General features: G+C 54.9%; 27 protein-coding genes. 22 read left to right on the forward strand and 5 right to left on the reverse strand.

Features of this window, described 5'->3' with window-relative positions; all coding sequences use genetic code 11:
• Nucleotides 1-96: 96 nt before the first annotated feature.
• The 3 genes from ACR0LF_RS10555 to ACR0LF_RS10565 form a co-directional block, all read right to left on the reverse strand.
• On the reverse strand, nt 97-675 hold the full coding sequence (locus ACR0LF_RS10555) for an acyl-homoserine-lactone synthase (RefSeq protein WP_480578436.1): 579 nt from the start codon (nt 673-675) through the stop codon (nt 97-99).
• A gap of 87 nt (nt 676-762) precedes the next feature.
• Nucleotides 763-1347, reverse strand: coding sequence for a helix-turn-helix transcriptional regulator (locus tag ACR0LF_RS10560; RefSeq protein ID WP_480578437.1), 585 nt, complete (start codon nt 1345-1347; stop codon nt 763-765).
• A 164-nt stretch (nt 1348-1511) separates the two neighbouring features.
• Entirely contained in the window at nt 1512-1844 is a 333-nt protein-coding gene (locus ACR0LF_RS10565) for a hypothetical protein (protein WP_480578439.1), read from the reverse strand.
• A 144-nt stretch (nt 1845-1988) separates the two neighbouring features.
• On the opposite strand from ACR0LF_RS10565, the gene ACR0LF_RS10570 reads away from it, so the two are divergent.
• On the forward strand, nt 1989-2264 hold the full coding sequence (locus ACR0LF_RS10570) for a hypothetical protein (protein ID WP_480578441.1): 276 nt from the start codon (nt 1989-1991) through the stop codon (nt 2262-2264).
• 79 nt (nt 2265-2343) lie between these two features.
• On the opposite strand, the gene ACR0LF_RS10575 is transcribed toward ACR0LF_RS10570, so the two are convergent.
• Together ACR0LF_RS10575 and ACR0LF_RS10580 are read right to left on the reverse strand one after the other, a co-directional pair.
• Entirely contained in the window at nt 2344-2613 is a 270-nt protein-coding gene (locus tag ACR0LF_RS10575; protein WP_480578443.1) for a hypothetical protein, read from the reverse strand.
• A 4-nt stretch (nt 2614-2617) separates the two neighbouring features.
• A complete protein-coding gene (locus tag ACR0LF_RS10580) occupies nt 2618-2809 on the reverse strand; it encodes a hypothetical protein (RefSeq protein WP_480578445.1) in 192 nt (63 codons plus the stop codon).
• A 160-nt stretch (nt 2810-2969) separates the two neighbouring features.
• Between ACR0LF_RS10580 and ACR0LF_RS10585 the strand changes: the two genes are divergently transcribed.
• From ACR0LF_RS10585 to ACR0LF_RS10685, 21 genes are all read left to right on the forward strand, one after another.
• Nucleotides 2970-3467, forward strand: a complete 498-nt coding sequence (locus ACR0LF_RS10585; protein WP_480578447.1) for a hypothetical protein — start codon at nt 2970-2972, stop codon at nt 3465-3467.
• Nucleotides 3464-3652, forward strand: a complete 189-nt coding sequence (locus ACR0LF_RS10590) for a hypothetical protein (RefSeq protein WP_480578449.1) — start codon at nt 3464-3466, stop codon at nt 3650-3652. Before ACR0LF_RS10585 ends, ACR0LF_RS10590 begins: the two co-directional genes overlap by 4 nt.
• Entirely contained in the window at nt 3649-3798 is a 150-nt protein-coding gene (locus tag ACR0LF_RS10595; RefSeq protein WP_480578451.1) for a hypothetical protein, read from the forward strand. Before ACR0LF_RS10590 ends, ACR0LF_RS10595 begins: the two co-directional genes overlap by 4 nt.
• On the forward strand, nt 3795-4313 hold the full coding sequence (locus ACR0LF_RS10600) for a hypothetical protein (RefSeq protein ID WP_480578453.1): 519 nt from the start codon (nt 3795-3797) through the stop codon (nt 4311-4313). Before ACR0LF_RS10595 ends, ACR0LF_RS10600 begins: the two co-directional genes overlap by 4 nt.
• 89 nt (nt 4314-4402) lie before the next feature.
• Entirely contained in the window at nt 4403-4651 is a 249-nt protein-coding gene (locus ACR0LF_RS10605; RefSeq protein WP_480856311.1) for a hypothetical protein, read from the forward strand.
• Complete coding sequence (locus ACR0LF_RS10610; RefSeq protein WP_480578457.1) at nt 4648-5532, forward strand: hypothetical protein; 885 nt, start codon at nt 4648-4650, stop codon at nt 5530-5532. Before ACR0LF_RS10605 ends, ACR0LF_RS10610 begins: the two co-directional genes overlap by 4 nt.
• Entirely contained in the window at nt 5529-5885 is a 357-nt protein-coding gene (locus ACR0LF_RS10615; RefSeq protein WP_480578459.1) for a hypothetical protein, read from the forward strand. Before ACR0LF_RS10610 ends, ACR0LF_RS10615 begins: the two co-directional genes overlap by 4 nt.
• On the forward strand, nt 5882-7285 hold the full coding sequence (locus ACR0LF_RS10620) for a DnaB-like helicase C-terminal domain-containing protein (protein ID WP_480856313.1): 1404 nt from the start codon (nt 5882-5884) through the stop codon (nt 7283-7285). Before ACR0LF_RS10615 ends, ACR0LF_RS10620 begins: the two co-directional genes overlap by 4 nt.
• Nucleotides 7285-7485 carry a hypothetical protein gene (locus tag ACR0LF_RS10625; RefSeq protein WP_480578462.1) on the forward strand — a complete coding sequence of 67 codons (201 nt, stop codon included), beginning with the start codon at nt 7285-7287 and terminating at the stop codon, nt 7483-7485. Before ACR0LF_RS10620 ends, ACR0LF_RS10625 begins: the two co-directional genes overlap by 1 nt.
• Before the next feature lie 3 nt (nt 7486-7488).
• Complete coding sequence (locus ACR0LF_RS10630; RefSeq protein ID WP_480578464.1) at nt 7489-7971, forward strand: helix-turn-helix domain-containing protein; 483 nt, start codon at nt 7489-7491, stop codon at nt 7969-7971.
• Nucleotides 7961-8491: a hypothetical protein gene (locus ACR0LF_RS10635; protein ID WP_480578466.1), complete on the forward strand. Its 531-nt coding sequence runs from the start codon at nt 7961-7963 to the stop codon at nt 8489-8491. Before ACR0LF_RS10630 ends, ACR0LF_RS10635 begins: the two co-directional genes overlap by 11 nt.
• Before the next feature lie 211 nt (nt 8492-8702).
• Nucleotides 8703-9155, forward strand: coding sequence for a hypothetical protein (locus ACR0LF_RS10640; RefSeq protein WP_480578468.1), 453 nt, complete (start codon nt 8703-8705; stop codon nt 9153-9155).
• On the forward strand, nt 9148-9561 hold the full coding sequence (locus ACR0LF_RS10645) for a hypothetical protein (RefSeq protein ID WP_480578470.1): 414 nt from the start codon (nt 9148-9150) through the stop codon (nt 9559-9561). The genes ACR0LF_RS10640 and ACR0LF_RS10645 overlap by 8 nt, the downstream gene beginning before the upstream one ends.
• Before the next feature lie 377 nt (nt 9562-9938).
• The gene (locus ACR0LF_RS10650; RefSeq protein WP_480856315.1) at nt 9939-11159 is read left to right on the forward strand and encodes a hypothetical protein; all 1221 of its coding nucleotides are present in this window, start codon (nt 9939-9941) and stop codon (nt 11157-11159) included.
• Entirely contained in the window at nt 11146-11583 is a 438-nt protein-coding gene (locus ACR0LF_RS10655) for a hypothetical protein (protein WP_480578474.1), read from the forward strand. The genes ACR0LF_RS10650 and ACR0LF_RS10655 overlap by 14 nt, the downstream gene beginning before the upstream one ends.
• A gap of 221 nt (nt 11584-11804) precedes the next feature.
• Nucleotides 11805-13316, forward strand: coding sequence for a portal protein (locus tag ACR0LF_RS10660; RefSeq protein ID WP_480578476.1), 1512 nt, complete (start codon nt 11805-11807; stop codon nt 13314-13316).
• Entirely contained in the window at nt 13300-13599 is a 300-nt protein-coding gene (locus ACR0LF_RS10665; RefSeq protein ID WP_480578478.1) for a hypothetical protein, read from the forward strand. The genes ACR0LF_RS10660 and ACR0LF_RS10665 overlap by 17 nt, the downstream gene beginning before the upstream one ends.
• Complete coding sequence (locus ACR0LF_RS10670) at nt 13592-14401, forward strand: hypothetical protein (RefSeq protein ID WP_480578480.1); 810 nt, start codon at nt 13592-13594, stop codon at nt 14399-14401. Before ACR0LF_RS10665 ends, ACR0LF_RS10670 begins: the two co-directional genes overlap by 8 nt.
• 14 nt (nt 14402-14415) lie before the next feature.
• Nucleotides 14416-15390, forward strand: coding sequence for a major capsid protein (locus tag ACR0LF_RS10675; protein WP_480578482.1), 975 nt, complete (start codon nt 14416-14418; stop codon nt 15388-15390).
• Nucleotides 15391-15402: 12 nt separating this feature from the next.
• The gene (locus ACR0LF_RS10680; RefSeq protein ID WP_480578484.1) at nt 15403-15825 is read left to right on the forward strand and encodes a hypothetical protein; all 423 of its coding nucleotides are present in this window, start codon (nt 15403-15405) and stop codon (nt 15823-15825) included.
• 12 nt (nt 15826-15837) lie between these two features.
• The gene (locus ACR0LF_RS10685) at nt 15838-16203 is read left to right on the forward strand and encodes a hypothetical protein (protein WP_480578486.1); all 366 of its coding nucleotides are present in this window, start codon (nt 15838-15840) and stop codon (nt 16201-16203) included.
• Nucleotides 16204-16239 lie beyond the last annotated feature (36 nt).

Consider the following 16239-nt stretch of genomic DNA (forward strand, 5'->3'; position numbering starts at 1 on the left):
CCTGTGGCGTCTTCGGCGGGGCCGCCCGGTGATGGGCTATGGAGGAATCATAATAGTTTTCTAACAATTATTGCAAGAAGAAAAATTGTTAAAAAACTATCGCAAGCTTAACCACCCAACAGAATGGGGTATTCCGTCGATCTCTCGGGCGACATCGTGTTCAACAACTTCGAATCCAAACCGTCTGAAAATCCGGTAGATTTTGCAGGGCATCAGCGCGACTAACTTCTCACCGCCCAGCCGCTTTGCTGTCTCCGCTGTCTTGGCGACTATCTCTTTTTGCACTCTCATAGCCTGCTTAGGGCTCAGGTCGCGGCGAACAAAGAACCTCGTGGCTTCGAACACCGTAGGGTCTCGGGGAAGATCCTCGGGTAGCATTTCAACGGGGATACCGTGGATAAGCCCATCTTGCGCATCCTTGAGCATGTAGCTCTCACCTCCGTAGGACGGGGCATCAGTTCGCAGCAGGCGGGAACCCCCAACACAGTGGCCATCCTCGGTCACAATGATCCACTGCGCTCCGGGTCGGTCATACCAGTCAAACTCAATTGTATCGGTGTGTGGAAGCGCCCAACCCTTCTGGTCAACAAACTCGTCTTTGCGAAGTTGCCAATACTCGTTCCAGGCATCTCCAGCCTGATGAATGTTCGAAAAATCTACTGCAATAGAATCCATCTATATTCTCCTTAAGGGTGTTCTTAAGGAGTTGTAGACCTCGGCCTAAAAGTTCGGAATGCTCAGGCTGTGAATGCCGGAATATGGCTATTGATTGCGCAATACCCTGAGCAATTGTGCATCAGAATTAACCATATACTTTTTGAACAGGCGGCGCTTGGCCGTTTTCAAGCCATCGGGTGTGATTCCCAATATCTCAGCGATCTGGGTCATCGGCAGGCCAACGCCAAGTAAATCCACGAGCCCCTGTTGCGATTTCGTCAAAGGCTCTACGGACGTATCAAACCGCCTGATGATCCGCGCCATAGAAGATTGCACGAAGCTGAGATCGGAATCGGTAATCTCACCATCGTGATAGGCGCTTACCACATATCCACCACAGGAAAGTCCGAAGCCCTGCTTGAGACCGAAGTCACGCGCCGCGTTCATGACCGGGTTTTTCTTCATGCGCTTGTGTACGTCGCTCCAACGCAGCGGGGTTTCACCAGCCAGAGCGCAATACGGTAGGGGGTCCAGGTTTTGAAAGTCGTTCTCAAAATAGAACTGCTGCCAGTCGTGAGCAAAAGTGGATTGGAACTCCAGTTCGCCTGTATGAAAGCCGGTGCCGATGGCGAAACGATCAAAGCCGATTTTGGTAAGCTCGTCACCTAAGAGTTGTAATGTACTTGTCATATTCCATTTCCATTGCTATCAAAAAGAAACCCTAGGGGTGCATTTTATAGTTAAGTAATAGATTAAAAACTACAAGGGCAACGGGATGGATGCACGAAAGCGGCTACTCATTGTAGCCGAGAAAATACACAGAAGATTTGGTGATAATGGGATAGAAGAGATTCTTATGAGACTAGAAAAGCCTCTAGGATCCGAAGGGCCTGAGGAAGCTTCTCTTCGTCAGCCTTCTGAACCAACCGAATAAGCTTTGCTTTCGGGTTCTCGTCTCCATCAAGGAACAGTGAACCAATAGGGATATCGAGTTCCTCGGCCCAAGCGGTCAATACTTCCAGGCTGATAGGCCATTTGAGCTTTTCAGCTTGAAAATAGTATGTCTCATGCTTCTCGGCGAGCAACGACAACACCTTCTTGTTGGTGTTGAGTTCTGCTCTTTTGGCCTCGATGACCTCCCATTGATGTAGGAGCTCTGGGCTTGGTTTTTTCTTTCGCGTCGCCATTAGGAAAAAATAGTCGAAAAACTATTACTTAGCAATATCAATAAAATAGACCACCTAGGGGTTCATTTGTGAAACAACTATTGTTAGAAAACTATTGAAGGAAAATTGTTAGACATCTATCAAGGTCCAAAATGAGGACCTGTCATGTGGCGAAAGTTCGAGGTCCCGGCATCCGAAAAAGTGATCCGGGAAGCAGCAAACAAGGCGCTCCCAGAAGTGCTGAAAAAAACTGGAAAAAACAAAACTCAGTTGAGCGAAGGGCTCTTTAACTGCCCCTCTGCTTTAGGCCGGTTTCTTTCCGGCAAAGGTTTCAGTAACGAACGCTTGCGTCTGTTGGTCAATGGTTTCGATGACGCCTTAAAGGTGAATTCAACCTCAAAAGACAGCAACAAAGAAGCCTCTCACGCTACGGCAGAGTGACCAATGCCGGATCGTGAGAATCCCCTTGGTCTCCTGACTGACGACGATTTTGCGGAAGGCCATGAAGCAGCCGCGCGCGTTAAGTGGGAGGTTTCCAAGAGGCTAGATGCTCAAGCTTCTCGGCAATGTCCCGGATTCCTTCGGCGCCTTCTTTCCGTATTTCGTCGGTCACATCGACACCAGAGTAAATCGCCTGGATCATATCGAGGACGCCGTTGATGAATGCGTCTGGATCATGCTTTCGCTTGGCTTCTTCATCCAGCAGCCAGTTCACCACGTGGGTCAATGCCGCAATCTGGCCTCGCAAACGTGCGTTGACTTTGATCAGCTCTTCGATTTCCGGGGACATTGCCTCAGAAAATCCAGTGCAGGATCAGCCAGTAAATCGGGAAGACGCCAGACAACATGACGTTGATAGGTATCGCAATAATCCAATTCCACCAGTTGTAAACGTACCCATCGAAGAACGTCAGGTACACGAATGTACCAATTATTCCAGCGCCATAGATGAACGTGAGAATGTTCTCGTAGCGGCTATCTCTCATCTCAAATCTCCTGATCAAACACGCCTACGGTGTGCGTTTTCGGTTGAGATTTCAAGAAATTCCACGGGCGGCGAGGGTTTGTCCTCGGTTTCCGGGCCTATGGGGCGCGGGCTCTGTCCGTGGAAGCGCCCCGATCAACCCGACCAGATAGGAGGCCATTATGGCAGACGGTGGAAAGATCACCATCAACGGTGATGAATTGCTGCAAAAGCATGAGGAATGGGCGAAGGGCGAAGGCTCTGACGCTTCAAATTCCGGCAAACGGCGCGAGGCTATCGGTGCCTATGCGGAGAAGTGCGGGATCGAAAACAAGGCTCTGTCTCAGTTCCGTGCCGGGATGAAGATCAAGAACGATGGAAAGCGCAAGGATTGGCTGCGGTCGATGCAGTTGCTCTTGCCGGTTGCTGAAAGAGAGATTTTCGACAACGACCCGGATCTACCATTGGATAATCCGAACGAAGACGTTCAACAGGAAGCCGCTGAACAAGCAGCATCGGAAGCCAATGACATCGCCGAAGAACATGGCGTGGGTGATCCTGGCGACGAAACCCCCGAGACCACAGACGCCGAGACCGAAGAGTTCAACAACGAAGTTGATGAGGTCATGGGTTATGATGTTGTCACGCCCATCAGCTTCGGCGGGGAGGCGGCGGAATGAATCCTATCAGGGATTATCACCAACGCATTGCTGCACTGCCGGAGCTTCTTAAGGCGGGATACGGTGTCGAAGACATTGCGATCAAGTTCGATTGCACCCCAGAGCTTGTTCGCCGCCATGTCGGCAACCTTCGCACTTGGGGCGTTCTCAAGCAGTTGTTTCAGCCAAACGAGGTCGTGGGATGACCGCACTCGTGAAAGCCTTCAATCTCAGCGAAGTGTCAGAGGACATAGAGGCTTTGATTGGCCGCCTGATGAAACGTCGGGCGGTCAAGGAAGGCCACAGGGCGCGTTTACCGGGTCCTAAAGGTTCGTGGCGGGCCAAGCAGTGAAAATCCTTGCCTTGGATATCGCCACCAACACGGGGATTTGCGTCGGTACACCCGGCGCGAACCCCAAAGCATGGTCTGTGAATCTTGGTCAGGCGCCGGAAGCTCGGCGGTTGTCCAATGCTCTCAGAATGACGCATGGGCTGATCGAGACCCACAAGCCCGATCTGATCGTTGTTGAGGCCGCAATCGGCGGGAAGAACGCCAGCGCCTATTTGACCAAGCTGTTGGGCTGTGTCGAGGGCTGTGCGTACAACAGGGGGCTCAAACCGATCCCGGTCTACCCCGCGACAGTGCGTAAGCATTTCCTCGGCAAGGCAAAAACGAGACGAGATTTCCCCCATCTTAAACCGGCAAAGGCCAAGCAGGCGATCAAGGAAGAGATTGCCCAGCGGTGCCGCTTGCTAGGGTGGGAAGTTCCCGATCTTGACGCCGCCGATGCTGCGGCAACATGGGATTGGGCGTGTGCGACACAAGTCCGAGGCTTTCAGGCCGCCCCAACAGGGGGGTTGTTCTGATGCTTCCCACACACGCCATGCAGAGGGCTTTGGAGAGGTGTCCCGGCGTCTGTCCTGGGTTGCTGATCCGGCAGATCAAGCACGCGGTTTTGACCGAGGACGACAGGTTCGTCCGGTTCCTAGCGCGCGTCCGCAAAGAGCCGTTTGTCGACCTCTATTTCTTCAAGATCACGGGCGGTTTGTCCCGGTACGCGCTGGTGACAACGCCAACCGGATTCATCGTCACATTCTTGGAGCCGGGAAATCCGATCTGGACCACCAGAGGCAAGTTTTTATTGGGCGAGAACGGCTTGGAAGCCATCGCCGGTCAAGTTTCACAGGAAAGGTGTGTGGTATGAGGCAACGGAGCAGCCGTCCCAAACGCATGTATGCGGCAATACCAAATGCGGCAATGCGGGATGAAACGATCTCGATTGAAGCCCGTGGTTTGCTGGCTTTGTTGATGACTTATGCCGACGATTGGGAATTCAACAAGACCCATCTGCAGAAGGTCACGGGCATGGGTCGAGACAAGTTCGAGCGTGTAATGGGAGAACTGCGAGAAGTTGGCTATGTGACTCTTGTTCAAACGCGACATGTGAACGGTCAACTTCTTGGTTCTACGTGGGTTATCAGTGATGACCGAACCCCTGAAAATCCGGGTGTCGGTACCGAGGCCCTGAAAAACCGAGGCCCTGAAAAACCGAGTCCCGGTGAATCAGGGCACATAAGAAGAACAACTCTTAAGAAGACCAATATAGAAGAACCCCAAACCCCGGAGGGGCATGATCTTTTCTCAGAAAATGAGGAACCGGAGCCAAAGGCGGATAGCCCCGATCCAATCGATGAAGGGTTCAAGGTTTTCTGGGATGAGATTTGGCCAAGACATAAACGCAAGGCCGCGAAGATGGATTGTGAAAAGGTCTATCGATCCGCCTGCATCGGGAAGCACAAAAAGGCAGATCAAATCGATCCGGCCGAACTGAACCGCTGCGCTCGGGCTTACATCGCGTCTGTCCGCGATCTCGAATTCCTCAAGGCTCCATTGGCGTGGTTGCGTCAGCCTGGGTGGGAACCGTTCATGCAGGAAGGTGCCACCTACAGCCTCGATGACCTGAATATCAACGCCAAGAACCTACTGATGGACGGGATCTGCCCGCCATCGATGAAGGATGAGAACGGCCAGCCCAATGCGGCGGCCCGGTTCTGGCTCAAAAAGTTTGGGGGGCGCGCGGCATGAGTTGGAAGTTCAACTCCGATGGCTGGACAGATTGGATCGCGCATGACGGGAATGGTTGTCCGCGCACCTTGATAGGTCATGTGATCAAGGTGGAATTCAAGCTTTCTGAAAGTGACTCTGAGGGCGGTCATCGAGGGCAGGTTTGCTACGTCGAATCTTGGGTCAACGAACTGTTTGCATCCTTACCAGAATGGTTTGATGAAAACCTAGGTAGGCTGTTTCCCAGACCGGACACGGGTGAATTATACGCCGCTCCGAAAATCACCCGATACTGCATTAGAAAGCCGAAGGGCATGGAGGCCATCGAGAGTGCTCTAGTGGTTACAACCGAGGCTATGGGGGTGAAGGTATGATGCACCAAGAGATCACATCCTCCCTGTTCTCGGTCGAGGCTGAACAGCAGCTATTGGGGGCGCTGCTCACCAATAACGAACTGTTCGATCAGATATCCTCGATGCTGAAACCGGATCACTTCTACGACCCGGTACACGCGCGGATCTACAAGCTGGCGGCTGCTCGGATCTCAAAGGATCACCTGGTATCGCCGGTTCAGATGAAATCCGATTTCGCTGAGGATGACGGGGTTAAGGCGCTCGGTGGGCCCGCGTATTTTGTGAAGCTGGCCGGTGCAGCCATCTCATCATTCGCGATCAAGGATTACGCGGACATGATCCGCAGGCTGTACGACCGCCGGATGATGGTCGGCAGGCTCCGTCAGATCTCGGACGAGGTTGAAACGGGCAGGGATGCGGGTGAGGCCGCGGCAGAGGTCGAGTTGTTCCTGCATGAGCGTGAGGATGACGGTGACGAACCGCGCGCAAAGTCTTTTCTCAAAGCGCAGATGGAGGCGATTCAGCAGATGGAACAGATTTATCAAGGTGAGCTGGTCGGTGTTCCTAGCGGTATCGAGGCTCTGGACGAGGTTTTGAGTATGGCGCCCAAGCGGTACACGATCCTCGGTGGTGCTACGTCGATGGGTAAAACGGCCCTTGCGCTGTCCATCACTAAGGCGGCGGCAACGGCAGGTTATGGCGTCGGTTTTGTCTCGCTGGAAATGCCCGAGACCGATCTAGCCAACCGGTTGAACAGCACCGTTTCTCAGATCCCGTACAAAGCCTATGACCGCGCGATGAGCGAAAACCAATTCCGAAAGGTGATCGAGGCCGCAAAGGAATTGGAAGCGCTGCCGGTTGAGATATTCTCGGAACGTGTGCGGGATGTGCCGGCCATCCTGTCCGAAGGCAAGAAGCTGCAGCGCAAGATGGTTCCCAACGGGCCGTTTAAAGGCTTCAAGCTGCTGGTGATCGATTACATCCAGCTAGTTCGGGCAAAGGGGGAAAGCCAGCATGTGCGCCTGGCGGAGGTTGCCAACGCGCTGAAACAGGTGGCCAAGCAGTTGGATGTCCATGTTCTCGCACTGGCCCAGATCGACCGGGCTCTCGGCAGGGAAGACGACTTCAACAAGGCGCGGCCCCGTCTGGCTGATCTCAGGGGATCCGGGGATCTCGAAAACGCGCCTGACAACGTGATGTTCGTGTTCCGGCCAGAGTACTACATCGCCCGTCAGAAACCGCCTGCGGATGACGATGAACTTGGGGATTGGGGGGCTATGCTGGAAGCGTGGCGCAACAAAGCCGAGATCATCATTGCCAAGGCCAGGATGGGGGAGATCACATCAGTCACCGTTGAATGCGATCTGGCAACCAACGTGTTCCGGGATGTGCCGGATCGGCAGATGGAGGCGGAGTTCTGATGAACGTGATCGAGGAAGGCCACCGCATCAAGGACCGTCTCAGGGACGCGGAGACCGAGGAAGATATCGAGCGCATTGCGGATGAAGAGCGGGAAACCGTCCTTGGGATGAAGGACACAACACCCGACGGCAACGCGATGTACCACCAAATCAAGAACTTGAAACTCTACATGTTGCGGCAGATCAGGCAGGCGAAATAACCGATGCAGACCCGTCATTGGATCAAACAGGCACAAGGGAACGGATGGCGGCTGGCCTCGGTCAGCGGCACCCGTATCTGCCTGCAATGCTCCAAGCAAGGCTGTACGGGCATACATATCGCCGATCTGAACGCATTGGGCGATCCGCCCCCGCCCTGTGATCTCCCTCATGCCCACGGATACGCCCGCAAGACATTCGAGCAGTACGAGGACCTAGTAGGGGAGTTGCGCAGCAAGCGCCGCCGCCTAGGCATGAGCCAGGAAGACCTGAACGCCGCCATGGGCATCGCCGACGGATACGTCAATAAGCTGGAAAGCATGGCCCGTATAGCCGCGTTTCCGACCTTGCAGCTATGGGCGCAGACGCTTGGTCTTTCGATCACCACGACTCCCGCGCCCCTGCCACCAGCCACCACACGCACCATAGAAGCCCGCAAAGACCAGCCATATCAACCAAATCAAGCCCGATACAAACATGACCGATAACACACCAGAACCGCTGGAAGAGGGCGCAGCCCTTCCCCCCGCAGAGATATCATTCCACGACATCGGACTGCACGAACAATCAATCCGCGCCCTTGAGGCTATGGCATACGAGGGCTTGTCCCTCCACCTCGCAGCGCAGCGCGAAGGCATGAGACCTGACAACTTCGCACGCACTTTTAACAAACCACATGTCCGACGCGTTTATAATCAAGTGGTTAAGGCCATAAGAGACAATGCTGCAGCCCAAGCATACGTCAGAAACGTCAATCTATCGCAAACCTCCAATTCCGATCATGTCAAAGCAGACCTGAACAAGTGGATTGCAGGAGTTGACGGCATCGCAGCGGTGAAAAGGGTCGAGGGTCGTATGCACCACCAGCACAGTTTCGGCGGGTTTGAGTTTGACGAACCCGAGCCCGTTGACGTGACGCCAGAGGATATCCAATCCCCTGCGCATGATGCGTCAGAGCCATATAAACAAGGGGGATCAGGCGATGTTGGTACTCATGATGATGAGTAACATGTGCAAACAAGGGGGTTCAGGCCATCATATCAGGGCCGATACCCCCACCCCCTTTTGCATCGCGGGCATAGAGACCGGCCCCCAAAAATCGCCGCGCGTGTGTGGTCATCCATGCAACTGCTCACGACACGATCCAAAACGTATTACGCACCCCCTTCGTAATACGCTTGTTTCCCCAAATCGTAATACGCTTTGAAAGGATGAGGTAATGGCGAAGAAAAATTTTTCGTTCCGGTTTGAGCCTGATTTGATTGATCGGGTTGATGCGGCATCCGGTGATCGCACGACCTTTGTGACGGCGGCGATAGAGCTAGCACTTGGTGTTGCGGAACGTCCGTCTCTGGAGATGACAGTTGATCAGGCTATGGAGCCCAATGAGTTGTTGCGGGACCTACCTATGAAGCCGGTCTCGAATGACGCCAAAAACCCAATCCCCCCCCAAAAAAATTCGAATGCTGACGCATTAGACAAAGGTTCCGATCAGAAATCGGCGGATGAACGGCGGCTGCTTGATTTCTTGCGGTGTGGCGTTCGGACGGAGCGGGAGATTGCGAAAGAGATTGGCTGGCATCCGATGCGGGTGTCGAAGGTTGTCGCGCGATTGGGTGCGGCAGGAAAGGTGAAATTCCGGGCGGGTGCGATTGAGGTGTGTGATGTCTGATGTGATCGATTTTCCCGGCGGGGATCAGTTCTATGAAATCTGGGCGTGTGGCTGTGGGTGTCGCAGCTTCGAGTTGCGGGCGGATGGGTCTGCTGCCTGTGCCGCTTGTTATGGCGTGGTCGATGCGGATGCCGGCGGTTGGTTTGACGTCGCTTCCGAAGGTCCGAGATGGGATCGGGAGAATCCGACATTCGTTGATCTTGACGGCGGTGACACCACGGATTTCGCGCGGGCTTTGGTTTCGCGGGCTGCCTCTGATCCAAGTGTGCGGGCGGCTGTTGTGGTCTGGCAGGGGGATCGGGTGTCGTCTTGGTTGGATGCTTCCAGTCCTGAGGAATTGGCGGAACTCAGCGAATTGATCGACGCCTATAAGGCGATGACGGCGATCAAGGTGGAGGGTTCCTGATGAACGCGCCTGGCGAAATCAAAACCTTTAAGTATGTTCCAGACGGTCCGACTCTGAAAAAGTTTTTTTGGGACCGTTCGCCTGTCGCAGTCATTCAAGGGCCGGTTGGTTCAGGAACATCCTCGGCGTGTTGCTTCAAAATGTGGAAGATATCGCTTGAGCAGAAGCCGGATGCGTCGGGGGTCAGGCGGTCACGCTGGATCGTGGTCAGAAACACCTATAACGACCTCAAGGAAACCACGATCCAAACTTGGAAATTTTGGTTCGAAGGAATCGCTCAGGGGGAGTTTGGCGAACTCAAGATGACCAATCCGCCAAAACACCACATCAAGTGGGACGCGCCGGACGGAACCGTTATTGATGCGGAGTTCATCTTTTTGGCGCTGGATCAGGAAGAGGACGTCAGGAAGCTTCTTTCGCTAGAATGTACCGGGGTTTGGTTCAATGAAGCCCAATTCAATGACAAGAAGATTTTTGATGCAGCGCATGGACGCGCGATGCAAGGTAGATATCCGCCGAAACTAGTTGGTGGGCCGACATGGAAGGGCGTGATCTGTGATTTGAACGCGCCGCCTGAGGGCCATTGGATACCTTACATGCGGGGTGACGTTCCTCTACCTGAAGATTGGAATGAGGATCAAAGACAGGAATTCCAGAAGCCCGATGACTGGAAATTTTTTGTTCAACCTCCGGGCCTTATCGAAATCATCAAGGACCGCAGGGTTGTCGGTTACATGGAAAACACCCCGGAAAATAGGATCGAGATGGGTCTAGATCCATTGGAAGCCGCTGAAAACTTGAAGTGGCTGGACGAGAGTTACATGGAGTTGATCAAGGGTAAGTCGAAATCTTATATCGACACCTACGTGATGAATCGGGTGGGCTTCTACAGATCCGGTAAACCGGTGTTCGAGAGCTTCCGGCCGGAAACCCATGTGGCCAAGGAAAAGATCACACCGATTCCGGGGCTACCTCTTATCGTTGGTCTCGACTTCGCGCGAAACCCGGCAATGGTTGTGATTCAGGTTCTTCGCGGCGCCGTCTATGTTCTCCACGAGTACGGCGCGATCAACCAAGCCGCGACCACCTACGCGCCGTTGTTCAGAAAACGGCTGTTCAAATACTTCCCCGAGTGGATGAGCAAGGACGGCCCCGGCATTCAGTTCTGGGGCGATCCATCGGGTGACAGTAAAGGGCAGGGCACCGACAGAACGCCGTACCAGATATTCCATTCCAACGGGATGAGCGTGGTCGCCGCCCCCGGTAACAACTCGCTTTCCCTGCGCTTGAACGCGGTGCAGTCGGCTTTGGACAAAATGGTCGATGGCGGGCCGGGTCTCATGGTTGATCCCTCGTGCATCACCCTGAAATCCGGTTTCATCAGCGGCTACCACTACGCGAAAATCAAAGGCAAAAACGCCCATCACGACGAACCCTACAAAGACAACTTCGCCGACTACCACGACGCCCTGCAATATGCGTGCCTGGGTGCTGGGCTTGGGTTCTCCGCGTTGACGCCAAGCGGCGAGAAGCCGAAGCCCAAAAAGATCGAACGCAAACGTTATTCGTTGAAGCGAGGCAGCCGTGCAAGACAATGACCCATATCTCTACCCCTTCGATCAAAGCCTGATCTGGCATGTGGTCTTTCACCCCGGCAAACGGTTGTGGTCCCGCCGGTTCTGTCACGTCTCTTTGGCCGGATACTCGAACGATACCTGGCTGCATCTGGACTTGCAGCGCCATGGGATCAACGCGGCTTCGATCTATCACCACGATGAGGTCGAGCAATATCTTGAGTTTCTGTGTGCAAATTACACCGTGATAAAGTTCGGCCCCGCTCAATCCCAAAGCTCACGCTCTTTCATGGGGCCGATGACCTGCGTCAGCTTTGTCAAACATATGCTCAGGCTGCGTTCGAGTGCATTGCGGCCTGACAGCCTGTTCTCCGATCTTCTGCGTGTTGAAGGAGCGGAGATCGTCAATGAAAACCCCGAAACCGCGCGAACCAAAGGAAACGCCTGAACAAAAGGCTCAAAGGGAACGCGCGCGCAGCGAAAACATACAGGCGACACAAGAGGGGCTGGGCACTCAAGCCAGCTTGTTCCGCAATCTCCGAACTCCCCGAATTTCAATAGCAACAGGACGCGCGCCCAGGGTATCGGCGGCGCCGGTAATCGCGCCCACAGCGGCCCCAGCGGTCAGACCGCGTGTCACCGTGCAATCCATAACGCAGGGGCGCAACAGTGGCAGATGATGAATTCAAGCATCGGTTTTCCGTTGCCCGAGCCCACCGCCGTCAGCAGATCGAAGAGGACGGGCGAGAAATCTACAAGTTCTGTTTCAATGGTCGGGAACAGGAATGGGATGATCGCACCAAATATTCGGACGATCCCGAAGAGATTTTCACCGAGGCCGCGGCAACTGTAGCTGAGGAATTCCATGGGGAGTTGTTCTCAACGATGACCCCCGAGAATTCCCCGTGGACGGCGTTCGAAGCCGGTAACGCGGTGGAGGAAGAAAACGAGGATGGCGCCAAGGAACAGTTGGGAGTTCTCGAAAACAAACTGGCGAAGGCGCTGCGGTCATCCAACTATTACGACGAAGGCCCAACCGCGTTTCAGGACTCCATAGTCGGCAATATCGCGATGTGGGTGGACCGGCCGTCGCTGAACTCCCCGATTGTTACTGAGGCGGTTCCGCTTCCAGAGTTGTATCTGACCCTTGGTCCGCACGGTTTGGAAGACAGGTTCCGCCGGCAGTCTTACCATCTTCGCAATCTCAAGCAGTTGTTCCCGGATGCAGATTTCCCGCGTGATCTCAAGCAGAAGATCAAGAACGCGAAGTCTGGTCAGGCCAAAGTGGTTTGGGGGTTCTGGCGCAAATACGACGATCCCGAGAATCCGATCTGGCGGCAGGAGATCCGTGTAGACGGCAAGATGATCGGAATGGATGAGGACCTTGGCGAAGAAGGTTCACAGCCGCTTGTTGTCGGTCGGTTCAATCCCTATGCGAAATCCGCGTGGGGCCGTGGTCCAGCGCGTCGAATGCTGCCTACACTGCGCGCGCTTGATGAGTTGGTTCGCATGAATATGGAGGGCATGGATCGCGCCCTTGATCCGGCTTTCGTCTACGCACATGACGGCATTCTCGATCTGTCAGAAGGGGTGGAGCCGGGGCTTGGCTACCCCTCGATGCCGGGCAGCTCGGACAGCGTTAAACCCCTTGATTTCGGCAACCTCGATTATGGGTTCTTCTCAGAGGAAAAGCTCAGAGAAGTGATCCGGGATGGCTTCTATCGGGAGTTAGAGCAGCGGGGGAAAACACCCCCGTCGGCCTCCCAATACGTTGGTCAGGAGAACAAACAGGTCCGTCGGATGGCGCGCCCCGCGACAAAGACATGGCGTGAATTCGGCGTCGGATTGCTCCGTCGGGTCGAGTATTTGGAGCGGCAACCCGGCGGCTCACTGGAAGGGGTGGAACTTCCTCTTCTGGATGACCGAACCGTTATCGCACGGCCGATTTCTCCGCTCGAACGCGCCCAAGCCCTGCAGGACGTCACCACCGCTGACAGCATAGTCGGCATGGTCAATGAGCGTTTGGGACCGGAACAGGCCGCGCTTTTGGTCGATGGCCCGAAAACCTATCGGAAGATCAAGGAAAAGCTCAAAGACGAGATCGTTGAGTTCCGGTCGGAAAAGCAAATCCGCGAGATAATCCAACTCACCCAGCAGGCCCCCAATGTCACAGAAGGCTAAAGCTGCGTTCCTAGCCGATATGCGGCAGGAAGCGCCGGTTCAATCATATCTTTCCGCGCATCTGAACTGGATGCGGGATGAAAACCCCGAGGGTGCGGAGCAATTGCACGCCGACATCATCGAGACCTTTACCACCGAAAAAGGGCTTAGGGTTCTGAAATTAATGGAAAAATCCGTCCTATATGCGGGCGCTCCAAATGGTTCGTCCGACGGTGCATTGCGGGAAATGAACGCGGTGCGGAATTTTGTTCTCGAAATCAGAAGGTTGGTATCTCATGGCTAAACGGCTGCAACGTCCAATTGATCCCTATGATCCCGCGTGGGTCGAATACGCGCGCCAGAACCCAGGTCTGCGCCGCTCATTGTCTGCGGCTGATCCCGGAGAAGGTGGGGATGGCGGTGAAGGTGGTAGCGCTGATATCGACTACACCGGCATTCTGCCCGACAGCTTCAAGGGTGAAGGTGGCAAGTGGGACACCGAGGGTTTCCGCGCCAATTATGACGAACTCGCATCCTTCAAATCGCAAGCAGATGAACGCACCGCGGCCCTGCCTAAAGAGGCCAGCGGTTATGCCTTCGCTATCCCCGAAGGTCATGTTCTGCCCGAGGGCTTCAACCCGGATGTTTTGAAGACCAAGGATGAAAACGGCAATGACGTCGAGTTTGATATCAATTCGATGATCGACGCCGAAGATCCTGATCTTCCCCTGTTGCAAGAGGCGATGCTGAAACACGGTGCTGATCCCGCGCTGATGGGCGATCTTGCCTCGATCCTCGCCAATCGTGAACTGCGCTCTGTGCTGGACGGCATGAAGGTGGCCGAGGAAGAGACCGCAAAGCTGGGTCCGAATGCAAATTCGCGGTTCGCCACGGTCAAGCGCACTTTGGATGCCCGGTTGGAACCCCATCAAGTTGACGCCGTGATGGACAGCATCACCACCGCTGACGCCCTGCGCGGTATCGAAACGCTGTTGAAGAAAGGCGGGGGGCCGGTGCCGCCGTCGAACGGTGAAAAAGATTGGTCCGAGATGAGCCCGCGTGATCGGCTCATAGCGGGCCTGAAAGAGCGCAAGAAGAGCGCGTAACCTAGGAGGGCTTTATGGCCGACGATCTGATCAACCTAGTCGAGTTTGCCAAGGGCCTCGGCGATCCGGTTGCATCCGCAATGATCCAGGAATTCGCTGAGGAATCGGATGTACTGCAAACCATTCAATTCAAGGCCGCAGACAAAGGCCTGAACGTATTCGACCGCGAAACCTCGGAACCCAACGTGGCTTTCCGCGCTCTGAATGCTGAACCTGAGATTTCACACGCCAGCCAGGAAGAGTACCAGGACGCGTGCTTCCCGATCTCGGGACTGATCGAGTTCGACCGCATCAAGTTGAAGAGGTACGGCGAAGCCAAGCGCGCGCTGTACATGATGGGCCAGATGAAAAAAGGCGCCCGTGTCTGGACCGATACGTTCATCAACGGCGACAACAGCACCGATCCCAAGGAATTCAGCGGCATGAAAGTTCGCTGCAAAGCCGATGATGCTGGCAATGTTGACGGTTCCACCGACGACTCCCGCCTGATCGTCAACACGACCGCTTCGGGCGGGGCACCTCTGTCTCTGGGTAAGCTGGATCAAGCGATCGATCTGGTCGCCAGCCCCACCCATCTGATGATCTCGCGCCGGATGCGTACCCGCTTCAAGGCGGCTGCCCGTGATCCGAACCTGACCAACAACCGGGTGACAGATGATTATGACAGCCAGTTGGGCCGTCGGGTTCTGCGGTTCGGTGACCTGCCGTTCCTGACCGGGTACGAGGTTTCCAAGGACTCGCAGTTCCTGCCGTTCAACGAAGTCGCCCATGGCGGCGGCGCGGCGGTAACGACTTCGATCTATCCGGTATCGTTCCGGGAAGATGGGGTCTGCGGCATCCAAACCTCGGAGCCCGAATTCGAGCCGGTTGACACCGACCGGGGCATCTTCAAGCGCGACCTGTTCGAATGGGATTGCGGTATCACGTGGGAAGACTTCTACGCTGCTATCCGTCTGTCATCGATCACCGACGCGCCGATTGTGGCTTAAGGAGATACGACCATGACGAACAAGTTTTATCCCTTCGACAAGCGCCTGGAGCACCGGGCGCTAGGGGCGGCGGCGCTCACCGCTGCCACTGTGCTGGGCACCATCACAGAGCGCGCGGCACAACGCACGATGTACCTGACCAAGGTGAACCTCGAAGCGATCAAGATCTCGGCCAATAACGAGACTTATCAGGTTGTTGTCGAATGTTCGAACGACGATTTCACCACCATTGAAGTCGCCGCCATCCTTGACCTGGGCGCGACCGAGGTCCGCCAATCGGGTGCCCCTGACAACGCGGCCGGTGATGCCTATGACATCTACTGGTCGTCGGAAATCAACGGGAAGAAATACCAGAAGTCCCGCGTCAAACTGTTCACCGGCGGCACCGCGCCTTCGATCACGATGGGCTGCTGGTCCACGATCATGACGGGGTAAACGGCGATGAAGATGTTGACGATTATTCCGGTCGATAAGCCCAAGGCGTTCGATGATGTCGAATTCACGCAGAAGGACTATGCGGCGGCGGCAAAACGCGGTCCGGTCACAGTCCCAGCGCCGACGGCTTTGGAGGCTCTGAAAAACAGCAAGGGCCTTTATCGCATCAAGCCGGAAGAGAAGACCATCGCGGTTGAGATCAAGGCGCTGAAAGAGCCCGAAGATATGACCAACCAAGAGCTGTTCGCGGAAATGGCATCCTACGGGAAACCGCCCCGCAAGCAGATGGCCCGCAAGGTCGCCGTGGACTTTGTTCGCACCTTGCGACAGGAAGCCGCCGATCTGATCGTGGATGACGAAGAAGAAAACGACGAATGACCCCCTCGTCAATGCTGGTGTAGATGGCCCCTTCGG

The organism is Ruegeria sp. E8, assembly GCF_056533985.1.